Here is a 14,207-nt window from a genome sequence, read left to right as displayed (position 1 = left end):
TGCGCGTCCGCCAGCTCCGGAGCGGTCAGCGGATAGTGCGCACCGCCCTTGGTCAGCACCGGCAGACCCGCGTTCGGCATGCACGACAACGGAATGCGCGCGTGACGCGCCAGATACCGCAGGTGCTCGCTCATCTCCGCCGGACCCGTCGCGCAGTTCAGACCGATCATGTCGATCCCCAACGGCTCCAGCGCCGTCAGCGCCGCACCGATCTCCGAACCCAGCAGCATCGTGCCGGTGGTCTCGACGGTGACGGAGCAGATGAGCGGGACGGTGACGCCGAGGGCCTCCATGGCGCGGCGGGCGCCGATGACGGAGGCCTTGGTCTGGAGGAGGTCCTGGGTGGTCTCGACGAGCAGCGAGTCCGCGCCGCCGGAGATCAGGCCCTCCGCGTTGACCTGGTAGGCGTCGCGGATCTGCGCGTAGGTGATGTGTCCGAGGGTGGGCAGCTTGGTGCCGGGCCCCATGGATCCCAGTACCCAGCGCTGCTGTCCGGTGGAGGCGGTGAACTCGTCCGCGACCTCGCGGGCGATGCGGGCGCCGGCCTCGGACAGCTCGAAGTTGCGTTCGGGGATGTCGTACTCGGCGAGGGCCGCGTAGTTCGCGCCGAAGGTGTTGGTCTCGACGCAGTCCACGCCCACCGCGAAGTACGCCTCGTGGACCGAGCGGACGATGTCGGGGCGGGTGACGTTCAGGACCTCGTTGCAGCCTTCCAGCTGCTGGAAGTCCTCCATCGTGGGGTCCTGTGCCTGGAGCATCGTTCCCATGGCTCCGTCGGCGACGACCACGCGGGTCGCGAGCGCCTCCCGGAGGGCATCGGCCCGGTTCTGGGTGTCTGCGGGCAGGTTCGGCAACGAGGCCATGGTTGTGCTCCCTGGGCTGCGACGGCTGTCGGCTTTGCACCCTCTGTGTCAAGGGTGCACGCGGTCAGGGTAACCGCGCGGCGGCGGACCCGGTGAGGGCGTCCCACGTGGCGGACTGCATTCTTTGCGCGGGGGCGGCGCGGGAGCCTGCCGGGTGCCTGGTGCGTGCGTCGCGGGTGCCTCGTGGGAGGGTGCGTCGGGCGCGCCGCACCATGGAGCCACCCAACCATGCACGAGGTCGGCATCGACCGATAGTGTTCAGCATTGTCGAACTACGTCAGCAGGAGGCTGCGCGATGGCACGGAACATCCAGTCGCTCGAACGAGCCGCTGCGATGCTGCGGCTCCTGGCCGGCGGGGAACGCCGGCTGGGTCTCTCGGACGTGGCGTCCTCCCTGGGCCTGGCCAAGGGCACGGCGCACGGGATCCTGCGCACCCTGCAGGCCGAGGGCTTCGTGGAGCAGGACCCGGCCTCCGGCCGCTACCAGCTGGGGGCGGAGCTGCTGCGGCTGGGCAACAGCTATCTGGACGTGCACGAGCTGCGGGCGCGCGCGCTGGTGTGGACGGACGATCTGGCGCGGGCGAGCGGCGAGAGCGTGTACGTGGGCGTGCTGCACCAGAGCGGGGTGCTGATCATGCACCACGTGTTCCGCCCGGACGACAGCCGGCAAGTGCTGGAGGTGGGGGCGATGCAGCCGCTGCACTCCACGGCGCTGGGCAAGGTGCTGTCGGCGTACGACCCGGTGGCGCACACGGAGGCCCTGGACGGGGAGCGCGAGGCCTTCACGCCGCGCACGGTGACCGACGCGGCGGGTTTCGAGGAGGTCCTGGACCTCACCCGGGCGCGCGGCTGGGCGGCGGACGTGGAGGAGACCTGGGAGGGGGTCGCCTCGGTGGCGGCGCCCATCCACGACCGGCGCAGGATGCCGGTCGGGGCGGTGGCCGTCGCGGGCGCGGTGGAGCGGGTCTGCGGGGAGTCCGGGGAGCCGCACGCGGCCCTGGTGGCGTCCGTACGGGACTGCGCGCGGTCGGTTTCCCGCGATCTCGGAGCGGGCCGGTTCTGAGCTTGATCTGATCCATTCGGTCCACCCGATGGCTGCTTCGCGCGCCGTTCGGGTGGACTTTGTCATATTTCGATCATCCATTGGCCTGATTTGGGCGATCGTACCGAGTGGTAACGATCCGGTTCTTGACCTGGTCAGGCCTTGACGCGTTCTTCACCCAGGCGGAAAACTGCCGTTCATCGGTCGGCATTGTCGAACACCTACCGGCAATACGCGTTAGGGTATGGCGAGGCCATGGACCGGTGAAGCACTCACCGAGTGTGCGGACGACCGGAGGGACCCGGTGTCCGCCCACCCCTGGACGTAAGACAAAGGAGTCGCGGGTGTCCAGCTCCGACATCTTCATCGGCGAGACCATCGGTACCGCCCTGCTCACACTGCTCGGCGGTGGCGTCTGCGCCGCCCTCACGCTCAAGAGCTCCAAGGCCCGCGGCGCGGGCTGGCTCGCGATCACCTTCGGCTGGGGCTTCGCGGTCCTGATCGCCGCCTACGTCTCGGCGCCGCTCTCCGGCGCGCACCTCAACCCGGCGGTCACCGTCGGCATCGCCGTCAAGACCGGCGAGTGGGGTGACGTCCCCGTCTACTTCGCGGGTCAGCTGCTCGGCGCCATGCTCGGCGCGGTCCTGATGTGGATCACCTACTACGGCCAGTTCCGGGCCCACCTGTCGGACCCGGAGCACATCCGCGACGCCAGGCTGGGTCCCGAGGACCCGCACCCGCACGACGTCGCCGGCCCGGTGCTCGGCATCTTCTCGACCGGCCCCGAGATCCGCAACGTCGCCCAGAACCTCGCGACGGAGATCATCGGCACCTTCGTCCTCGTCCTGGCGATCCTGACCCAGGGCCTCCAGGACGGCGGCAAGGGCCTCGGTGTCATCGGTGTCCTGATCACCTCCTTCGTGGTCGTCGGCATCGGCCTCTCGCTGGGCGGTCCGACCGGATACGCCATCAACCCGGTCCGTGACCTCGGTCCCCGCATCGTCCACGCCCTGCTCCCGCTGCCCAACAAGGGCGGCTCGGACTGGGGGTACTCCTGGATCCCGGTCGCCGGCCCGCTCGTCGGTGCCGCGCTCGCCGGCGGTCTGTACAACATCGCGTTCGCCTGATCAGCTTCGGCCGCGTTCGTAAGATCCGCATCGCCCTCCTGATTCCGCCTACTCAACAGACCTGCCAGGAGCAGCCATCATGACCAGCAGCACCGGCCCCTTCATCGCCGCGATCGACCAGGGCACCACCTCCTCCCGCTGCATCGTCTTCGACCGCGACGGCCGGATCGTCGCCGTCGACCAGAAGGAGCACGAGCAGATCTTCCCGAAGCCGGGCTGGGTGGAGCACGACGCCGTCGAGATCTGGACCAACGTCCAGGAGGTCGTCGCCGGCGCCATCGCCAAGGCGGAGATCACCGCCGCCGACGTGAAGGCCGTCGGCATCACCAACCAGCGCGAGACCACCGTCCTGTGGGACAGGAACACCGGCGAGCCGGTGCACAACGCGCTCGTCTGGCAGGACACCCGCACCGACTCCCTGTGCAAGGAGCTCGGCCGCAACGTCGGCCAGGACCGCTTCCGCCGCGAGACCGGCCTGCCGCTGGCGAGCTACTTCGCGGGCCCCAAGGTCCGCTGGCTGCTCGACAACGTCGAGGGCCTGCGCGAGCGCGCCGAGGCCGGCGACATCCTGTTCGGCACCATGGACTCCTGGGTCATCTGGAACCTCACCGGCGGGGCCCAGGGCGGTGCGCACGTCACGGACGTCACCAACGCCTCGCGCACCATGCTGATGAACCTGCACACCCTGGCCTGGGACGAGAAGATCGCGGAGTCGATGGGCGTCCCGCTCAACGTGCTCCCCGAGATCAAGTCCTCCGCCGAGGTCTACGGCCACGTCAAGGACGGTGTCCTCGCCGGCGTCCCGGTCGCCTCCGCGCTCGGTGACCAGCAGGCCGCGCTCTTCGGCCAGACCTGTTTCGCCGAGGGCGAGGCGAAGTCCACCTACGGCACCGGAACGTTCATGCTGATGAACACCGGCGACAAGATCATCAACTCCTACAGCGGCCTGCTGACCACGGTCGGCTACCAGATCGGCGACCAGAAGCCGGTCTACGCCCTGGAGGGCTCGATCGCCGTCACCGGTTCGCTCGTCCAGTGGATGCGCGACCAGATGGGCATGATCAAGACCGCGGCCGAGATCGAGACGCTGGCGCTCTCGGTCGAGGACAACGGCGGCGCCTACTTCGTGCCGGCCTTCTCCGGCCTGTTCGCCCCGTACTGGCGCTCCGACGCCCGCGGCGTGATCGCCGGCCTCACCCGGTACGTCACCAAGGCGCACATCGCCCGTGCCGTCCTGGAGGCCACCGCCTGGCAGACCCGCGAGATCACCGACGCCATGACCAAGGACTCCGGCGTCGAGCTGGCGGCCCTCAAGGTCGACGGCGGCATGACCTCCAACAACCTGCTGATGCAGACCCTCTCGGACTTCCTGGACGCCCCCGTGGTGCGTCCGATGGTCGCCGAGACCACCTGCCTCGGCGCCGCCTACGCCGCCGGCCTGGCCGTCGGCTTCTGGCCCGACACCGACGCCCTGCGCGCCAACTGGCGCCGCGCGGCGGAGTGGACCCCGCGGATGCCCGCCGACCAGCGGGACCGCGAGTACAAGAACTGGCTCAAGGCCGTCGAGCGGTCCATGGGCTGGATCGACGACGAAGACGCCAGCTGACGCACCAGCTGAGTCAATCGACGAGGAGCTGAAAGAAATATGAGCACCCTGCAGAGCGTCCCCACCCTGGGTACGCACCCGACTTCCGGTGCCAACGCGAGCCGCGCGGAGACCCGCGAGCAGCTCTCGAAGGCCACGTACGACCTGCTGGTCATCGGCGGTGGGATCCTGGGCACCTCGGTGGCCTGGCACGCCGCGCAGTCGGGTCTGCGGGTTGCCATGGTGGACGCCGGCGACTTCGCCGGCGCCACCTCCTCGGCCTCCTCGAAGCTCGTCCACGGCGGTCTGCGCTACCTGCAGACCGGTGCGGTCAAGCTGGTGGCGGAGAACCACCACGAGCGGCGGGTGCTGGCCAAGGACGTCGCCCCGCACCTGGTCAACCCGCTCACGTTCTACCTGCCGGTCTACAAGGGCGGTCCGGTGGGTGCGGCCAAGCTGGGCGCGGGCGTCTTCGCCTACTCCGCCCTCTCGGCCTTCGGCGACGGCATGGGCAAGGTGATATCCCCCGCCCGTGCCGTCGCCGACAACCCCGGCCTCAAGACGGACAACCTGAAGGCCGTCGCGGTCTACTACGACCACCAGATGAACGACTCCCGCGTCGCCGTGATGACGGTCCGCGCGGCCGTCGAGTCCGGCGCGGTCGTCCTCAACCACGCCGAGGTCACCGGCCTGCGCATGACGCGCGGCCGGGTCTCGGGCGCCGAGCTCAAGGACCGCCTCGACGGTACGGAGTTCGGGGTCGACGCGCGCGTCGTGCTCAACGCCACCGGCCCGTGGGTGGACCACCTGCGGCGCATGGAAGACAAGCACGCGATGCCGTCGATCCGCCTCTCCAAGGGCGCGCACATCGTCATGAAGCGCACGTCGCCGTGGAAGGCCGCCATGGCCACCCCGATCGACAAGTACCGCATCACCTTCGCCCTCCCGTGGGAGGACCAGCTGCTGCTCGGCACCACCGACGAGGTGTACGAGGGCGACCCGGCGGACGTGCGCGCCACCGAGAAGGACATCCAGCAGATCCTGGACGAGGCCGCGTTCTCCATCAAGGACGCCGACCTCGACCGCTCGCTGATGACGTACGCCTTCGCCGGTCTGCGCGTGCTGCCCGGCGGTCCCGGCGGCGTCGAGAAGGCCAAGCGCGAGACGGTGGTCTCCGAGGGCGCGGGCGGCATGCTGTCGGTGGCCGGCGGCAAGTGGACCACGTACCGCCACATCGGCCGCGTGGTCATGGACAAGCTCGCCAAGCTCCCGGGCAGCCCGCTGACCGAGGACATGGAGCCGGTGAAGTCGCTCGTGCGCCGCGTCCCCCTGCCCGGTGTCGCCAACCCCAACGCGGTCGCGCACCGGCTGCTGGTGGACCGGGAGCCCGGCACCCGCATGGACCCGCTCACCGCGCGCCACCTGGCCTCCCACTACGGCTCCCTGGCCTTCGACATCGCCCGCCTGGCGAACGAGGACCCGGCGCTGGCCGAGCGCATCCACCCGGACGGTCCGGAGATCTGGGCGCAGGTCGCCTACGCCCGTGACAACGAGTGGGCCGAGACGGTCGACGACGTGCTGCGCCGCCGGACGACGGTGACGGTCCGCGGCCTGGACGACGAGGCCGTGCGGGCCCGCGTCGAGGAGATGCTGAGCCGCAAGGCATAGCTCGCAGGCAGGTGGGGAAGAGGGGCGGTTCCGGGGGGAACCGCCCCTCTGTCGTGGGCTGTGGCCGACGTCCCACAAAGGCTTAGGCTGGCCCACGTAGGCAAGGAACTTCGGAAGGAGACCTGGGTGATCGAGCTTGAGGGCGTGCCCGAGCTGATCGACCCGGTCATGGTGGCCGCGTTCGAGGGCTGGAACGACGCGGGTGACGCCGCCTCCGGTGCGGTCGCGCACCTGGACCGGGAGTGGAAGGGCGAGGTCTTCGCGGCGCTGGACGCCGAGGACTACTACGACTTCCAGGTCAACCGGCCGACGGTGTGGCTGGACAACGGGGTCAGGAAGATCACCTGGCCGACGACGCGGCTGTCGGTGGTCCGGATCGGCGGTGCGAAGCCGCGCGACCTGGTGCTGGTGCGGGGCATCGAACCGTCCATGCGCTGGCGGTCGTTCTGCAACGAGCTGCTCGGCTTCGCGCACGAGCTGGGCGTCGAGATGGTCGTCATCCTGGGCGCGCTGCTCGGCGACACCCCGCACACCCGGCCGGTGCCGGTGAGCGGCGTCACCTCGGACGCGGACCTCGCGCGGACGATGGACCTGGAGGAGACCAAGTACGAGGGCCCCACGGGGATCGTGGGCGTCCTCCAGGAGGCCTGTACGCACGCCGGGGTCCCGGCCGTGTCGCTGTGGGCCGCGGTGCCGCACTACGTGTCCCAGCCGCCGAACCCGAAGGCGACGCTGGCGCTGCTGAACCGGCTGGAGGACCTGATCGACATCCGGATCCCGCTCGGCGAACTGCCGGAGGACGCCCGGGCGTGGCAGCTGGGCGTGGACCAACTGGCCGCCGAGGACAGCGAGGTGGCGGAGTACGTCCAGACGCTGGAGGAGGCGCGGGACACCGCGGACCTGCCGGAGGCCTCGGGGGACGCGATCGCCCGGGAGTTCGAGCGGTACCTGCGGCGGCGTGACCCGTCCGCCGCCGCGGAGCAGCAGGGTGACGGCTCGTACCTGCGGGACACCTCCAGCGGGCTGACCCGGCCGCCGCGCCGCAAGCCGGACCCCTCCGGTGAGGAGCCCCCGGCCCCGCCGGAGGACCCGGGCGACTCCCCCGAACCCCCGCAGGCGTAACGGGCGCGGGGCCCGGCACCGCGAAGCCCCCGCCCCCTGGAGGGGCGGGGGCTTCGCGCGGTGCTGCTACAGGGCCACGCCGAGGAGGGCGTCGACCGTGCGGGAGACCAGGCCCGGGGCGGATTCGTCGTCGCCGTCCGAGGCGTTCTGGGCGTCGGCCCAGCGGTCCACGGCGGCCAGCGCGGCCGGCGCGTCCAGGTCGCGGGAGAGGGCCTCGCGGACCTCCTCGACGAGGGCCTCGGCCGGCAGGCCGTCCGGACGGGAGACCGCCGCGCGCCAGCGCGCGAGGCGGGCCTGCGCCTCGGTGAGGACGTCGTCGGTCCATTCCCAGTCGGCCCGGTAGTGGTGCGCGAGGAGGGCCAGGCGGATGGCCGCCGGGTCGACCCCGGCGCGCCGCAGCGCCGAGACGAAGACCAGGTTGCCCTTGGACTTCGACATCTTCTCGCCGTTCAGGGCGACCATGCCCGCGTGGACGTACGCCTTGGCCATCGGGAACTCGCCCGTGAGGGCCTGCGCGTGCGAGGCGCCCATCTCGTGGTGCGGGAACGCCAGGTCGGAGCCGCCGCCCTGGATGTCGAAGCCCATGCCCAGGTGGTCCAGGGCGATGGCCACGCACTCGATGTGCCAGCCGGGCCGGCCGGGGCCCAGGGAGGCGCCGTCCCAGCTCGGCTCGCCCGGCCGTGCGGCCATCCACAGCATGGGGTCGAGGGGGTTCTTCTTGCCCGGGCGGTCCGGGTCGCCGCCGCGCTCGGCGGACAGCGCCCGCATCGCCATGGCGTCGAGGTGGGAGACCCCGCCGAAGTGCGGGTCGGACTCCACCGAGAAGTAGACGTCGCCCTCGAGCTCGTACGCGGCGCCCGCGTCACGGAGCCGCTCGACCAGCGGCACGATGCCGGGTATGGCCTCGACAGCGCCGATGTAGTGCCGCGGGGGCAGCATGCGCAGGGCGGTCATGTCCTCGCGGAAGAGGGCCGTCTCGCGCTCGGCGAGCTCGGTCCAGTCGTGCCCGTCGCGCAGCGCCCGCTCCAGCAGCGGATCGTCCACGTCCGTGACGTTCTGGACGTAGTGGACCTGCCGCTTGTTGTCGAGCCACACGCGCTGCACGAGGTCGAACGCGTTGTAGGTCGCCGCGTGACCGATGTGGGTCGCGTCGTACGGGGTGATGCCGCAGACGTAGAGGCGGGCGACGGGACCGGGGGCGAGGGTGATCGTCCCCTGGGTCGCGGTGTCGTGGATCTGGAGGTCGCGGCCCTTGCCGGGCAGGGCGGGGACCTCAGAAGCGGGCCAGGCATGCATGGCTCGAGCCTAACCGGACGAGTGTTCCGCGAACGAATGGGACCAGCACTGTTGGCTTGATCGGCACTCTTGCGGTCTGGCCGGTTCTGTGCGTCCGGCCTCAGCGGGCGCCGTGCCTGCTCAGACGGGTGGCCAGGGGATCGCCGGCCACTGCCCCGACGGCTGCGGGTGCCTGCCCTCGCGCAGCAACTGGGCCACGCGGGCCCGTACGGCCGCCAGCTCGACCGGGGTGATCAGCTCGGCCAGCCGGGTGGAGAGCGCCGCCCCGTCGGCGAGCTGGGCCTCCAGGGAGGACAGCACCGAGCGGGCCTCCGGGGTCAGCGGCTCCCCCGCCCAGCCCCACAGCAGGGTGCGCAGCTTGTCCTCGGTGTGGAAGGTCACGCCGTGGTCGATCCCGTAGAGCCGTCCGTCCGGCGCGGGCAGCAGGTGGCCGCCCTTGCGGTCACCGTTGTTGATCACCGCGTCCAGGACGGCGAGGCGGCGCAGCCGGGGGTCGTCGGCGTGTACCAGGAGGGCGGTGCGGCCCTCCCCGACCTCGGCGAACGCGACCGGCTTCCAGCCCTCCCCCGCCTCCTCCCCCTCGACGAGCGCGAGGAGCCCGGGCTCCGGCGGTTCTCCGGCGTCGATCCAGTGCTGGACCATGCCCTCTCCGTACGGGCCGTCGCGCAGCACGGTGGTGGGCACCAGCCCCCACCCGGTGGCCTCGGAGACCAGGTAGGCGGCGCGCTCGCGCCGGGCGAGGTTCCCGTCGGGGAAGTCCCACAGGGGCCGCTCGCCCTTGACGGGCTTGTAGACGCACTCCGCGCTGCGCCCCCCGTGGGCGACGGTGCACAGCAGGACCGCGTTGGAGGCCTCGGCGATGCGGCCGCGGACGGTGAGTTCGCCGCGGGTCAGCAGTTCCTCTATCGGGGTCACCTCGCTCACACCTGGCGCCGGTACCCGTTCTGGCGGGGGCACACGTGGCCCTCGGGGTCGAGGGGCAGGCTGCACAGGGGGCACGGCGGGCGGCCGGCGTTGACCACGTCGAGCGCACGCTTGGCGAAGGCGCGGGCCTGGGCCCCGGAGAGCCGGACCCGCAGCATCGGCGGACCGTTCTCCTCGTCCTGGAGCAGGCGCTCCTCGGCCTCGGCGAGGTCCTCCTCGGAGTCGGCGTCGAGTTCGACGAGCGCCTGCGCCTCGACGATCATCCGCTGCTCCTCGCCGTCCCAGGCGAGCGCCATGGTGCCGACGCGGAACTCCTCCTCGACGGGGACGTCCAGCGGCGCGGTGTCGGACGCCTCGGGCGAGGCGACGGCCGGAACGGGCGCGTTGCCGCCGGTCCGCCGTACGACCTCGTCGAGCAGTTCGTCCATCCGCTCGGCCAGCGCCGCGACCTGGGTCTTCTCCAGGGAGACGCTGGTGACGCGGGCTCCCGCGGAGGCCTGGAGGAAGAAGGTGCGGCGTCCAGGCAGACCGACCGTGCCGGCCACGAAGCGGTCCGGGGGGTCGTAAAGGAACACCTGACGGGGCACGACCGGTCTCCAAGTCTGAGGCGGGGGCAGGGCTGCGCACGTGTTGCTGGCCCTGCCACCCTACTGCGCCGTCCGATCAGGCCGCGCCCGCGCCGCCGCCCACGACCGCGTCGTCGCCGCCCTCGGGGTCGGACCCGTCGGGGGCGACCGGCTGCGGGAGCAGCCCGGCGAGGTCCCCGGTGTCGCCGAGGCGCAGCAGGAAGGGCCGGGTGGCGGTGTAGCGGATGGCGGTGACCGAGCAGGGGTCGACGTGGATCCGCTGGAAGAGGTCGAGGTGCATGCCGAGGGCGTCGGCGACGAGGGACTTGATGATGTCGCCGTGGGAGCACATGAGGAAGACGGCGCCGGCGCCGTGCTCCTCCTCGATCCGCGCGTTCCATTCGCGTGCGGCGTCCACGGCGCGGGCCTGCATGGCGCGCATGGACTCGCCGCCGGGGAAGGCGGCGGCCGAGGGGTGCTGCTGGACGATCTTCATGAGGGGTTCGTCGACGAGTTCGGACAGCTTGCGGCCGGACCAGTCGCCGTAGTGGCACTCGCCGATCCGCTCGTCGGTGTGCAGGGGCAGCCCGGGGCGGGCCGCGAGCAGCGGCTCCAGGGTCTCCCGGCAGCGCTGGAGCGGGCTGGAGACGGCGGCCGCGAGCGGGATCGCGTCCAGCCGGCCGGGCAGTGTGGCGGCCTGCCCGGCGCCGTGTTCGTCGAGGGCCACTCCCGGGGTCCATCCGGCGAGCAGTCCAGCGGTGTTGGCGGTGGACCGCCCGTGTCGTACGAGGATCAGCGTGGCCATGCATGCAGGGTATGCGGTGGCGTCGGCGTGCGGGCGGGCGCGGGTGGGGAAGAATGCCGGGCGTGATTGTCGACTGCGCGATGTACCGGGACGGCCGCCGCTCCGAGGGTGCCGGGGACTTCTCCGAGGCACTGGAGGAGGCCCGGGCCCACGGTGACGCCTTCGTGTGGGTCGGCATGCACGAGCCGACGGCGGAGGAGTTCGCGCGGGTGAGCCGCGAGTTCGGTCTGCACGCGCTGGCGGTCGAAGACGCGCTGACCGCGCACCAGCGTCCCAAGCTGGAGGTGTACGACGACTCGCTGTTCGTGGTCCTCAAGCCGGTGATCTACGACGACGACGCGGACACGGTGACCACGGGCGAGCTGATGGTGTTCATCGGCGACTCCTTCGTGGTCACGGTCCGGCACGGCGAGGGGGCCGCGCTGACGGCCGTGCGGCACCGGCTGGAGCAGGAGCCGGACGTGCTGCGGCACGGCCCGACGGCGGTGCTGTACGCGGTGTCGGACGCGGTGGTGGACCACTACATCGAGGTGGCGGCGGAACTCCAGGCCGACCTGGAGGAGCTGGAGGCGGAGGTGTTCGCGCCGAGCCCCTCGGAGTCGAAGAACACCGCCGCCCGGATCTACGGCTTCAAGCGGCAGGTGCTGGAGTTCCGCCGGGCGACGAGCCCGCTGCTCCAGCCGATGGACCGGCTGGCCTTCGGCGAGGTCCCGTTCGTGCACGGGCACGCCCAGCCCTTCTTCCGGGACGTCGCCGACCACCTGACGAGGGCCAGCGAGTACATCGAGGGGCTGGACCGGCTGCTGTCGGACGCGCTGGCCGCGCACCTGGCGCAGATGGGCGTCCGGCAGAACGACGACATGCGCAAGATCTCGGCGTGGGCGGCCATGGCGGCCGTTCCCACGATGGTGGCGGGGATCTACGGGATGAACTTCGAGCACATGCCGGAGCTCAGGCAGACCTGGGGCTATCCGGCGGTGGTGGTGCTGATGGTGGGCACGTGCCTGGCCCTGCACCGGCTGTTCAAGCGGCGCGGCTGGCTCTGAGGGGACGCCGGCGGGCGGCCGGCCGCGCGTGGCTAGGCCGGGGCGAGGCCGGGGGAGGCGGCGCCCGGTACGCCGCCCAGCGGGTTCGCGCGCTCCGGGGGGCGCAGGCCGACCATGCGGTGCCAGCCGCAGAAGCGCTCGTACCCGTACACCGCCCGGATGCCCGCGGCGAGCGCGGCGGCCTTGGGCGCGGGCCAGCGCAGCAGCCGGCCCATGTGCTCCATGACGGCCAGGCTCACGTCCCGGTAGACGGCGATCTCGGCCAGGGCGCTCTCGCGCAGGACCCGCTGGATGGTCCGGCCGTGGCCTTCGCGGGCGAGGCGCAGCAGTTCCTCGTGGCAGTAGGCGAGGTGGTTGTCCTCGTCGTGGCTGATGACGCGGACGGCCTTGCCGACCTCGGGGTGGTCGCCGAAGTGGCGCAGCAGCATGACCATCTGGTCGGAGGCCCGCTGTTCGGTGACCCGGCTGTGGGCGAGGTAGACGACGATGTCCTCCTCGCCCAGGGCCTCGTCGCGGCGCAGTCTGTCGTGGGCGAGGCCGATGCCGCGGCGTTCCAGCAGCATCGTGTAGTCGGTCTCGGGCGGTACGGGGACGGCGGGCAGGCCGCGCTTGCGCAGCAGGGCCTGGAAGATCCGGCCGTGCTTGTCCTCGTCGGCGCCGTGCCGGGTGATCTTGGGGGCGAGGTCGCGCATGCCCTCGGGTACCAGGGCGGCGATCCGGGCGTTCTCCCAGCCGCCCTGGGACTCCCCGCTGGCGGCGATGGAGCAGAACAGCTGGAAGGAGTCGTCGTGGTCGACGATCTCCTGGAACAGGCTGCGGGCAGAGAGCATGCGACGAGTCAAATGCGGATCGATCGGGCGGGCAACCGATGGAGCGCCGCGTTCGGCCGGATGAACGAAACCGGCGGATCCCCGGCGGGGCGTAACCCCGGGGGCGGGCCCGGCGTTGTTCGCTGTGTCGGCCGTGGCGGGGAAGACCCCCCGAGCCCCCACCACGGCCGCTGACTTCCTCCGCTCCGCCGTCCGCTCCGCGCGCCGGGGATCCGGCCGGCGGCGCCCGGGTCCCGTGCGTCAGGCGAGACCGGCGCGTTCCAGGGCCTCGGTACCGGCGCGCAGGGCGGCGATCCGCTCGTCGAGGGTGAAGCCGGCCGGGGCCAGCGTGAGCGTGGTGACTCCGGCCTCGGCGTAGGCGCGCATCCCGTCCGCGATCCGCTCCACGGAGCCGAGCAGCGTGGTCGAGTCGATCAGCGAGTGCGGGACCGCGGCGGCCGCCCCGTCCTTGTCGCCGCCCAGGTACTTGGCCTGGATCTCGGCGGCCTCCTTCTCGTAGCCCATGCGCTGCGCGAGCTGGTTGTAGAAGTTCTGCTTGGCGCTGCCCATGCCGCCGACGTACAGGGCGGTGTAGGGGCGGAACACGTCGGCGAGGGCGTGCACGTCCTCGCCGAGGGCCAGCGGCACGGTCGGGCAGACGTCGAAGCCGTCCATCGTCAGGCCGGCCTTCTCGCGGCCCGCGCGGACGTGCCGCAGGGCCGTCTCCTCCAGGTGCTCGGCGGCCGGGAAGATCAGCAGGGCGCCGTCGGCGATCTCGCCGGTCTGCTCCAGGTTCTTCGGCCCGATGGCGGCGATGTAGAGCGGGATGTGCGGGCGCTCGGGGTGCACGGTCAGCTTGAGCGGCTTGCCGGGACCGCCGGGCAGCGGGAGGGTCCAGTGCTCGCCGTCGTGGCTCAGCCGTTCGCGGGACATGGCCTTGCGGACGATCTCCACGTACTCGCGGGTCCGGGCGAGCGGCTTGTCGAACTTCACGCCGTACCAGCCCTCGGAGACCTGCGGGCCGGACACGCCGAGGCCGAGGCGGAAGCGGCCCTTGGTGAGCGAGTCCAGGGTGGCGGCGGTCATCGCCGTCATCGCCGGCTGGCGGGCGGGGATCTGGAAGATGGCCGAGCCGACGTCGATCCGCTCCGTCTGGGCGGCCACCCAGGCCAGTACGGTCGCCGCGTCGGAGCCGTAGGCCTCGGCGGCCCAGCAGACGTCGTAGCCGAGGCGGTCGGCCTCCTGCGCGACGGCGAGGTTGTCGGCGTCCATGCCCGCGCCCCAGTAGCCGAGATTGATGCCGAGCCGCATGTGTCGTCCCCTTACGAAGGTGCCGGTTTACCGATCAGTAACG

General features: G+C 71.7%; 13 protein-coding genes. 6 read left to right on the top strand and 7 right to left on the bottom strand.

Annotated elements, in window-relative coordinates:
- Positions 1-863, bottom strand: an 863-nt coding sequence (locus tag ACZ514_RS31705; protein WP_469126270.1) for a homocysteine S-methyltransferase family protein, incomplete at its 3' end; no start/stop codon positions are given.
- Between the two features lie 295 nt (positions 864-1,158).
- Between ACZ514_RS31705 and ACZ514_RS31700 the strand changes: the two genes are divergently transcribed.
- The 5 genes from ACZ514_RS31700 (at position 1,159) to ACZ514_RS31680 (ending at position 7,407) form a co-directional block, all read left to right on the top strand.
- Entirely contained in the window at positions 1,159-1,926 is a 768-nt protein-coding gene (locus ACZ514_RS31700) for an IclR family transcriptional regulator (protein ID WP_468173127.1), read from the top strand.
- A gap of 323 nt (positions 1,927-2,249) precedes the next feature.
- The gene (locus ACZ514_RS31695) at positions 2,250-3,032 is read left to right on the top strand and encodes an MIP/aquaporin family protein (protein WP_469126269.1); all 783 of its coding nucleotides are present in this window, start codon (positions 2,250-2,252) and stop codon (positions 3,030-3,032) included.
- Between the two features lie 79 nt (positions 3,033-3,111).
- A complete protein-coding gene (gene glpK, locus ACZ514_RS31690) occupies positions 3,112-4,638 on the top strand; it encodes a glycerol kinase GlpK (protein WP_468173131.1) in 1,527 nt (508 codons plus the stop codon).
- Positions 4,639-4,677: 39 nt separating this feature from the next.
- A complete protein-coding gene (locus tag ACZ514_RS31685) occupies positions 4,678-6,285 on the top strand; it encodes a glycerol-3-phosphate dehydrogenase/oxidase (protein ID WP_468173133.1) in 1,608 nt (535 codons plus the stop codon).
- A 126-nt stretch (positions 6,286-6,411) separates the two neighbouring features.
- Positions 6,412-7,407: a PAC2 family protein gene (locus ACZ514_RS31680; RefSeq protein ID WP_468173135.1), complete on the top strand. Its 996-nt coding sequence runs from the start codon at positions 6,412-6,414 to the stop codon at positions 7,405-7,407.
- 66 nt (positions 7,408-7,473) lie between these two features.
- On the opposite strand, the gene mshC is transcribed toward ACZ514_RS31680, so the two are convergent.
- The 4 genes from mshC to ACZ514_RS31660 form a co-directional block, all read right to left on the bottom strand.
- Complete coding sequence (gene mshC, locus ACZ514_RS31675; RefSeq protein WP_468173137.1) at positions 7,474-8,703, bottom strand: cysteine--1-D-myo-inosityl 2-amino-2-deoxy-alpha-D-glucopyranoside ligase; 1,230 nt, start codon at positions 8,701-8,703, stop codon at positions 7,474-7,476.
- Positions 8,704-8,823: 120 nt separating this feature from the next.
- Positions 8,824-9,660 carry an SCO1664 family protein gene (locus tag ACZ514_RS31670; RefSeq protein WP_468173139.1) on the bottom strand — a complete coding sequence of 279 codons (837 nt, stop codon included), beginning with the start codon at positions 9,658-9,660 and terminating at the stop codon, positions 8,824-8,826.
- Positions 9,624-10,214 (bottom strand): DUF3090 domain-containing protein, encoded by a 591-nt coding sequence (locus tag ACZ514_RS31665; RefSeq protein ID WP_388943568.1) that lies wholly within the window; start codon positions 10,212-10,214, stop codon positions 9,624-9,626. Before ACZ514_RS31665 ends, ACZ514_RS31670 begins: the two co-directional genes overlap by 37 nt.
- A 76-nt stretch (positions 10,215-10,290) precedes the next feature.
- Positions 10,291-10,998, bottom strand: coding sequence for a histidine phosphatase family protein (locus ACZ514_RS31660; protein ID WP_469126268.1), 708 nt, complete (start codon positions 10,996-10,998; stop codon positions 10,291-10,293).
- Positions 10,999-11,051: 53 nt separating this feature from the next.
- On the opposite strand from ACZ514_RS31660, the gene ACZ514_RS31655 reads away from it, so the two are divergent.
- Positions 11,052-12,044: a magnesium and cobalt transport protein CorA gene (locus ACZ514_RS31655; RefSeq protein WP_468700165.1), complete on the top strand. Its 993-nt coding sequence runs from the start codon at positions 11,052-11,054 to the stop codon at positions 12,042-12,044.
- 32 nt (positions 12,045-12,076) lie between these two features.
- Here the strand turns inward: ACZ514_RS31655 and ACZ514_RS31650 are convergent, their stop codons facing one another.
- Together ACZ514_RS31650 and ACZ514_RS31645 are read right to left on the bottom strand one after the other, a co-directional pair.
- On the bottom strand, positions 12,077-12,874 hold the full coding sequence (locus tag ACZ514_RS31650) for a ferritin-like domain-containing protein (RefSeq protein WP_468700163.1): 798 nt from the start codon (positions 12,872-12,874) through the stop codon (positions 12,077-12,079).
- A 240-nt stretch (positions 12,875-13,114) separates the two neighbouring features.
- The gene (locus tag ACZ514_RS31645; RefSeq protein WP_468173147.1) at positions 13,115-14,164 is read right to left on the bottom strand and encodes an LLM class F420-dependent oxidoreductase; all 1,050 of its coding nucleotides are present in this window, start codon (positions 14,162-14,164) and stop codon (positions 13,115-13,117) included.
- Between the last annotated feature and the right edge of the window lie 43 nt (positions 14,165-14,207).

The sequence above is a fragment of the Streptomyces sp. NPDC034086 genome, assembly GCF_055575515.1.
Note: the sequence above shows the minus strand (reverse complement) of the source record. Positions and strands in the feature narration are given on the sequence as shown.

What these genes read in the sequence shown, in the direction of transcription:
- mshC (WP_468173137.1), bottom strand. Translation starts at nt 8,703, where the DNA reads ATGCATGCCTGGCCCGCTTCTGAGGTCCCCGCCCTGCCCGGCAAGGGC.
- glpK (WP_468173131.1), top strand. Translation starts at nt 3,112, where the DNA reads ATGACCAGCAGCACCGGCCCCTTCATCGCCGCGATCGACCAGGGCACC.
- ACZ514_RS31645 (WP_468173147.1), bottom strand. Translation starts at nt 14,164, where the DNA reads ATGCGGCTCGGCATCAATCTCGGCTACTGGGGCGCGGGCATGGACGCC.
- ACZ514_RS31660 (WP_469126268.1), bottom strand. Translation starts at nt 10,998, where the DNA reads ATGGCCACGCTGATCCTCGTACGACACGGGCGGTCCACCGCCAACACC.
- ACZ514_RS31650 (WP_468700163.1), bottom strand. Translation starts at nt 12,874, where the DNA reads ATGCTCTCTGCCCGCAGCCTGTTCCAGGAGATCGTCGACCACGACGAC.
- ACZ514_RS31655 (WP_468700165.1), top strand. Translation starts at nt 11,052, where the DNA reads ATGCCGGGCGTGATTGTCGACTGCGCGATGTACCGGGACGGCCGCCGC.
- ACZ514_RS31700 (WP_468173127.1), top strand. Translation starts at nt 1,159, where the DNA reads ATGGCACGGAACATCCAGTCGCTCGAACGAGCCGCTGCGATGCTGCGG.
- ACZ514_RS31685 (WP_468173133.1), top strand. Translation starts at nt 4,678, where the DNA reads ATGAGCACCCTGCAGAGCGTCCCCACCCTGGGTACGCACCCGACTTCC.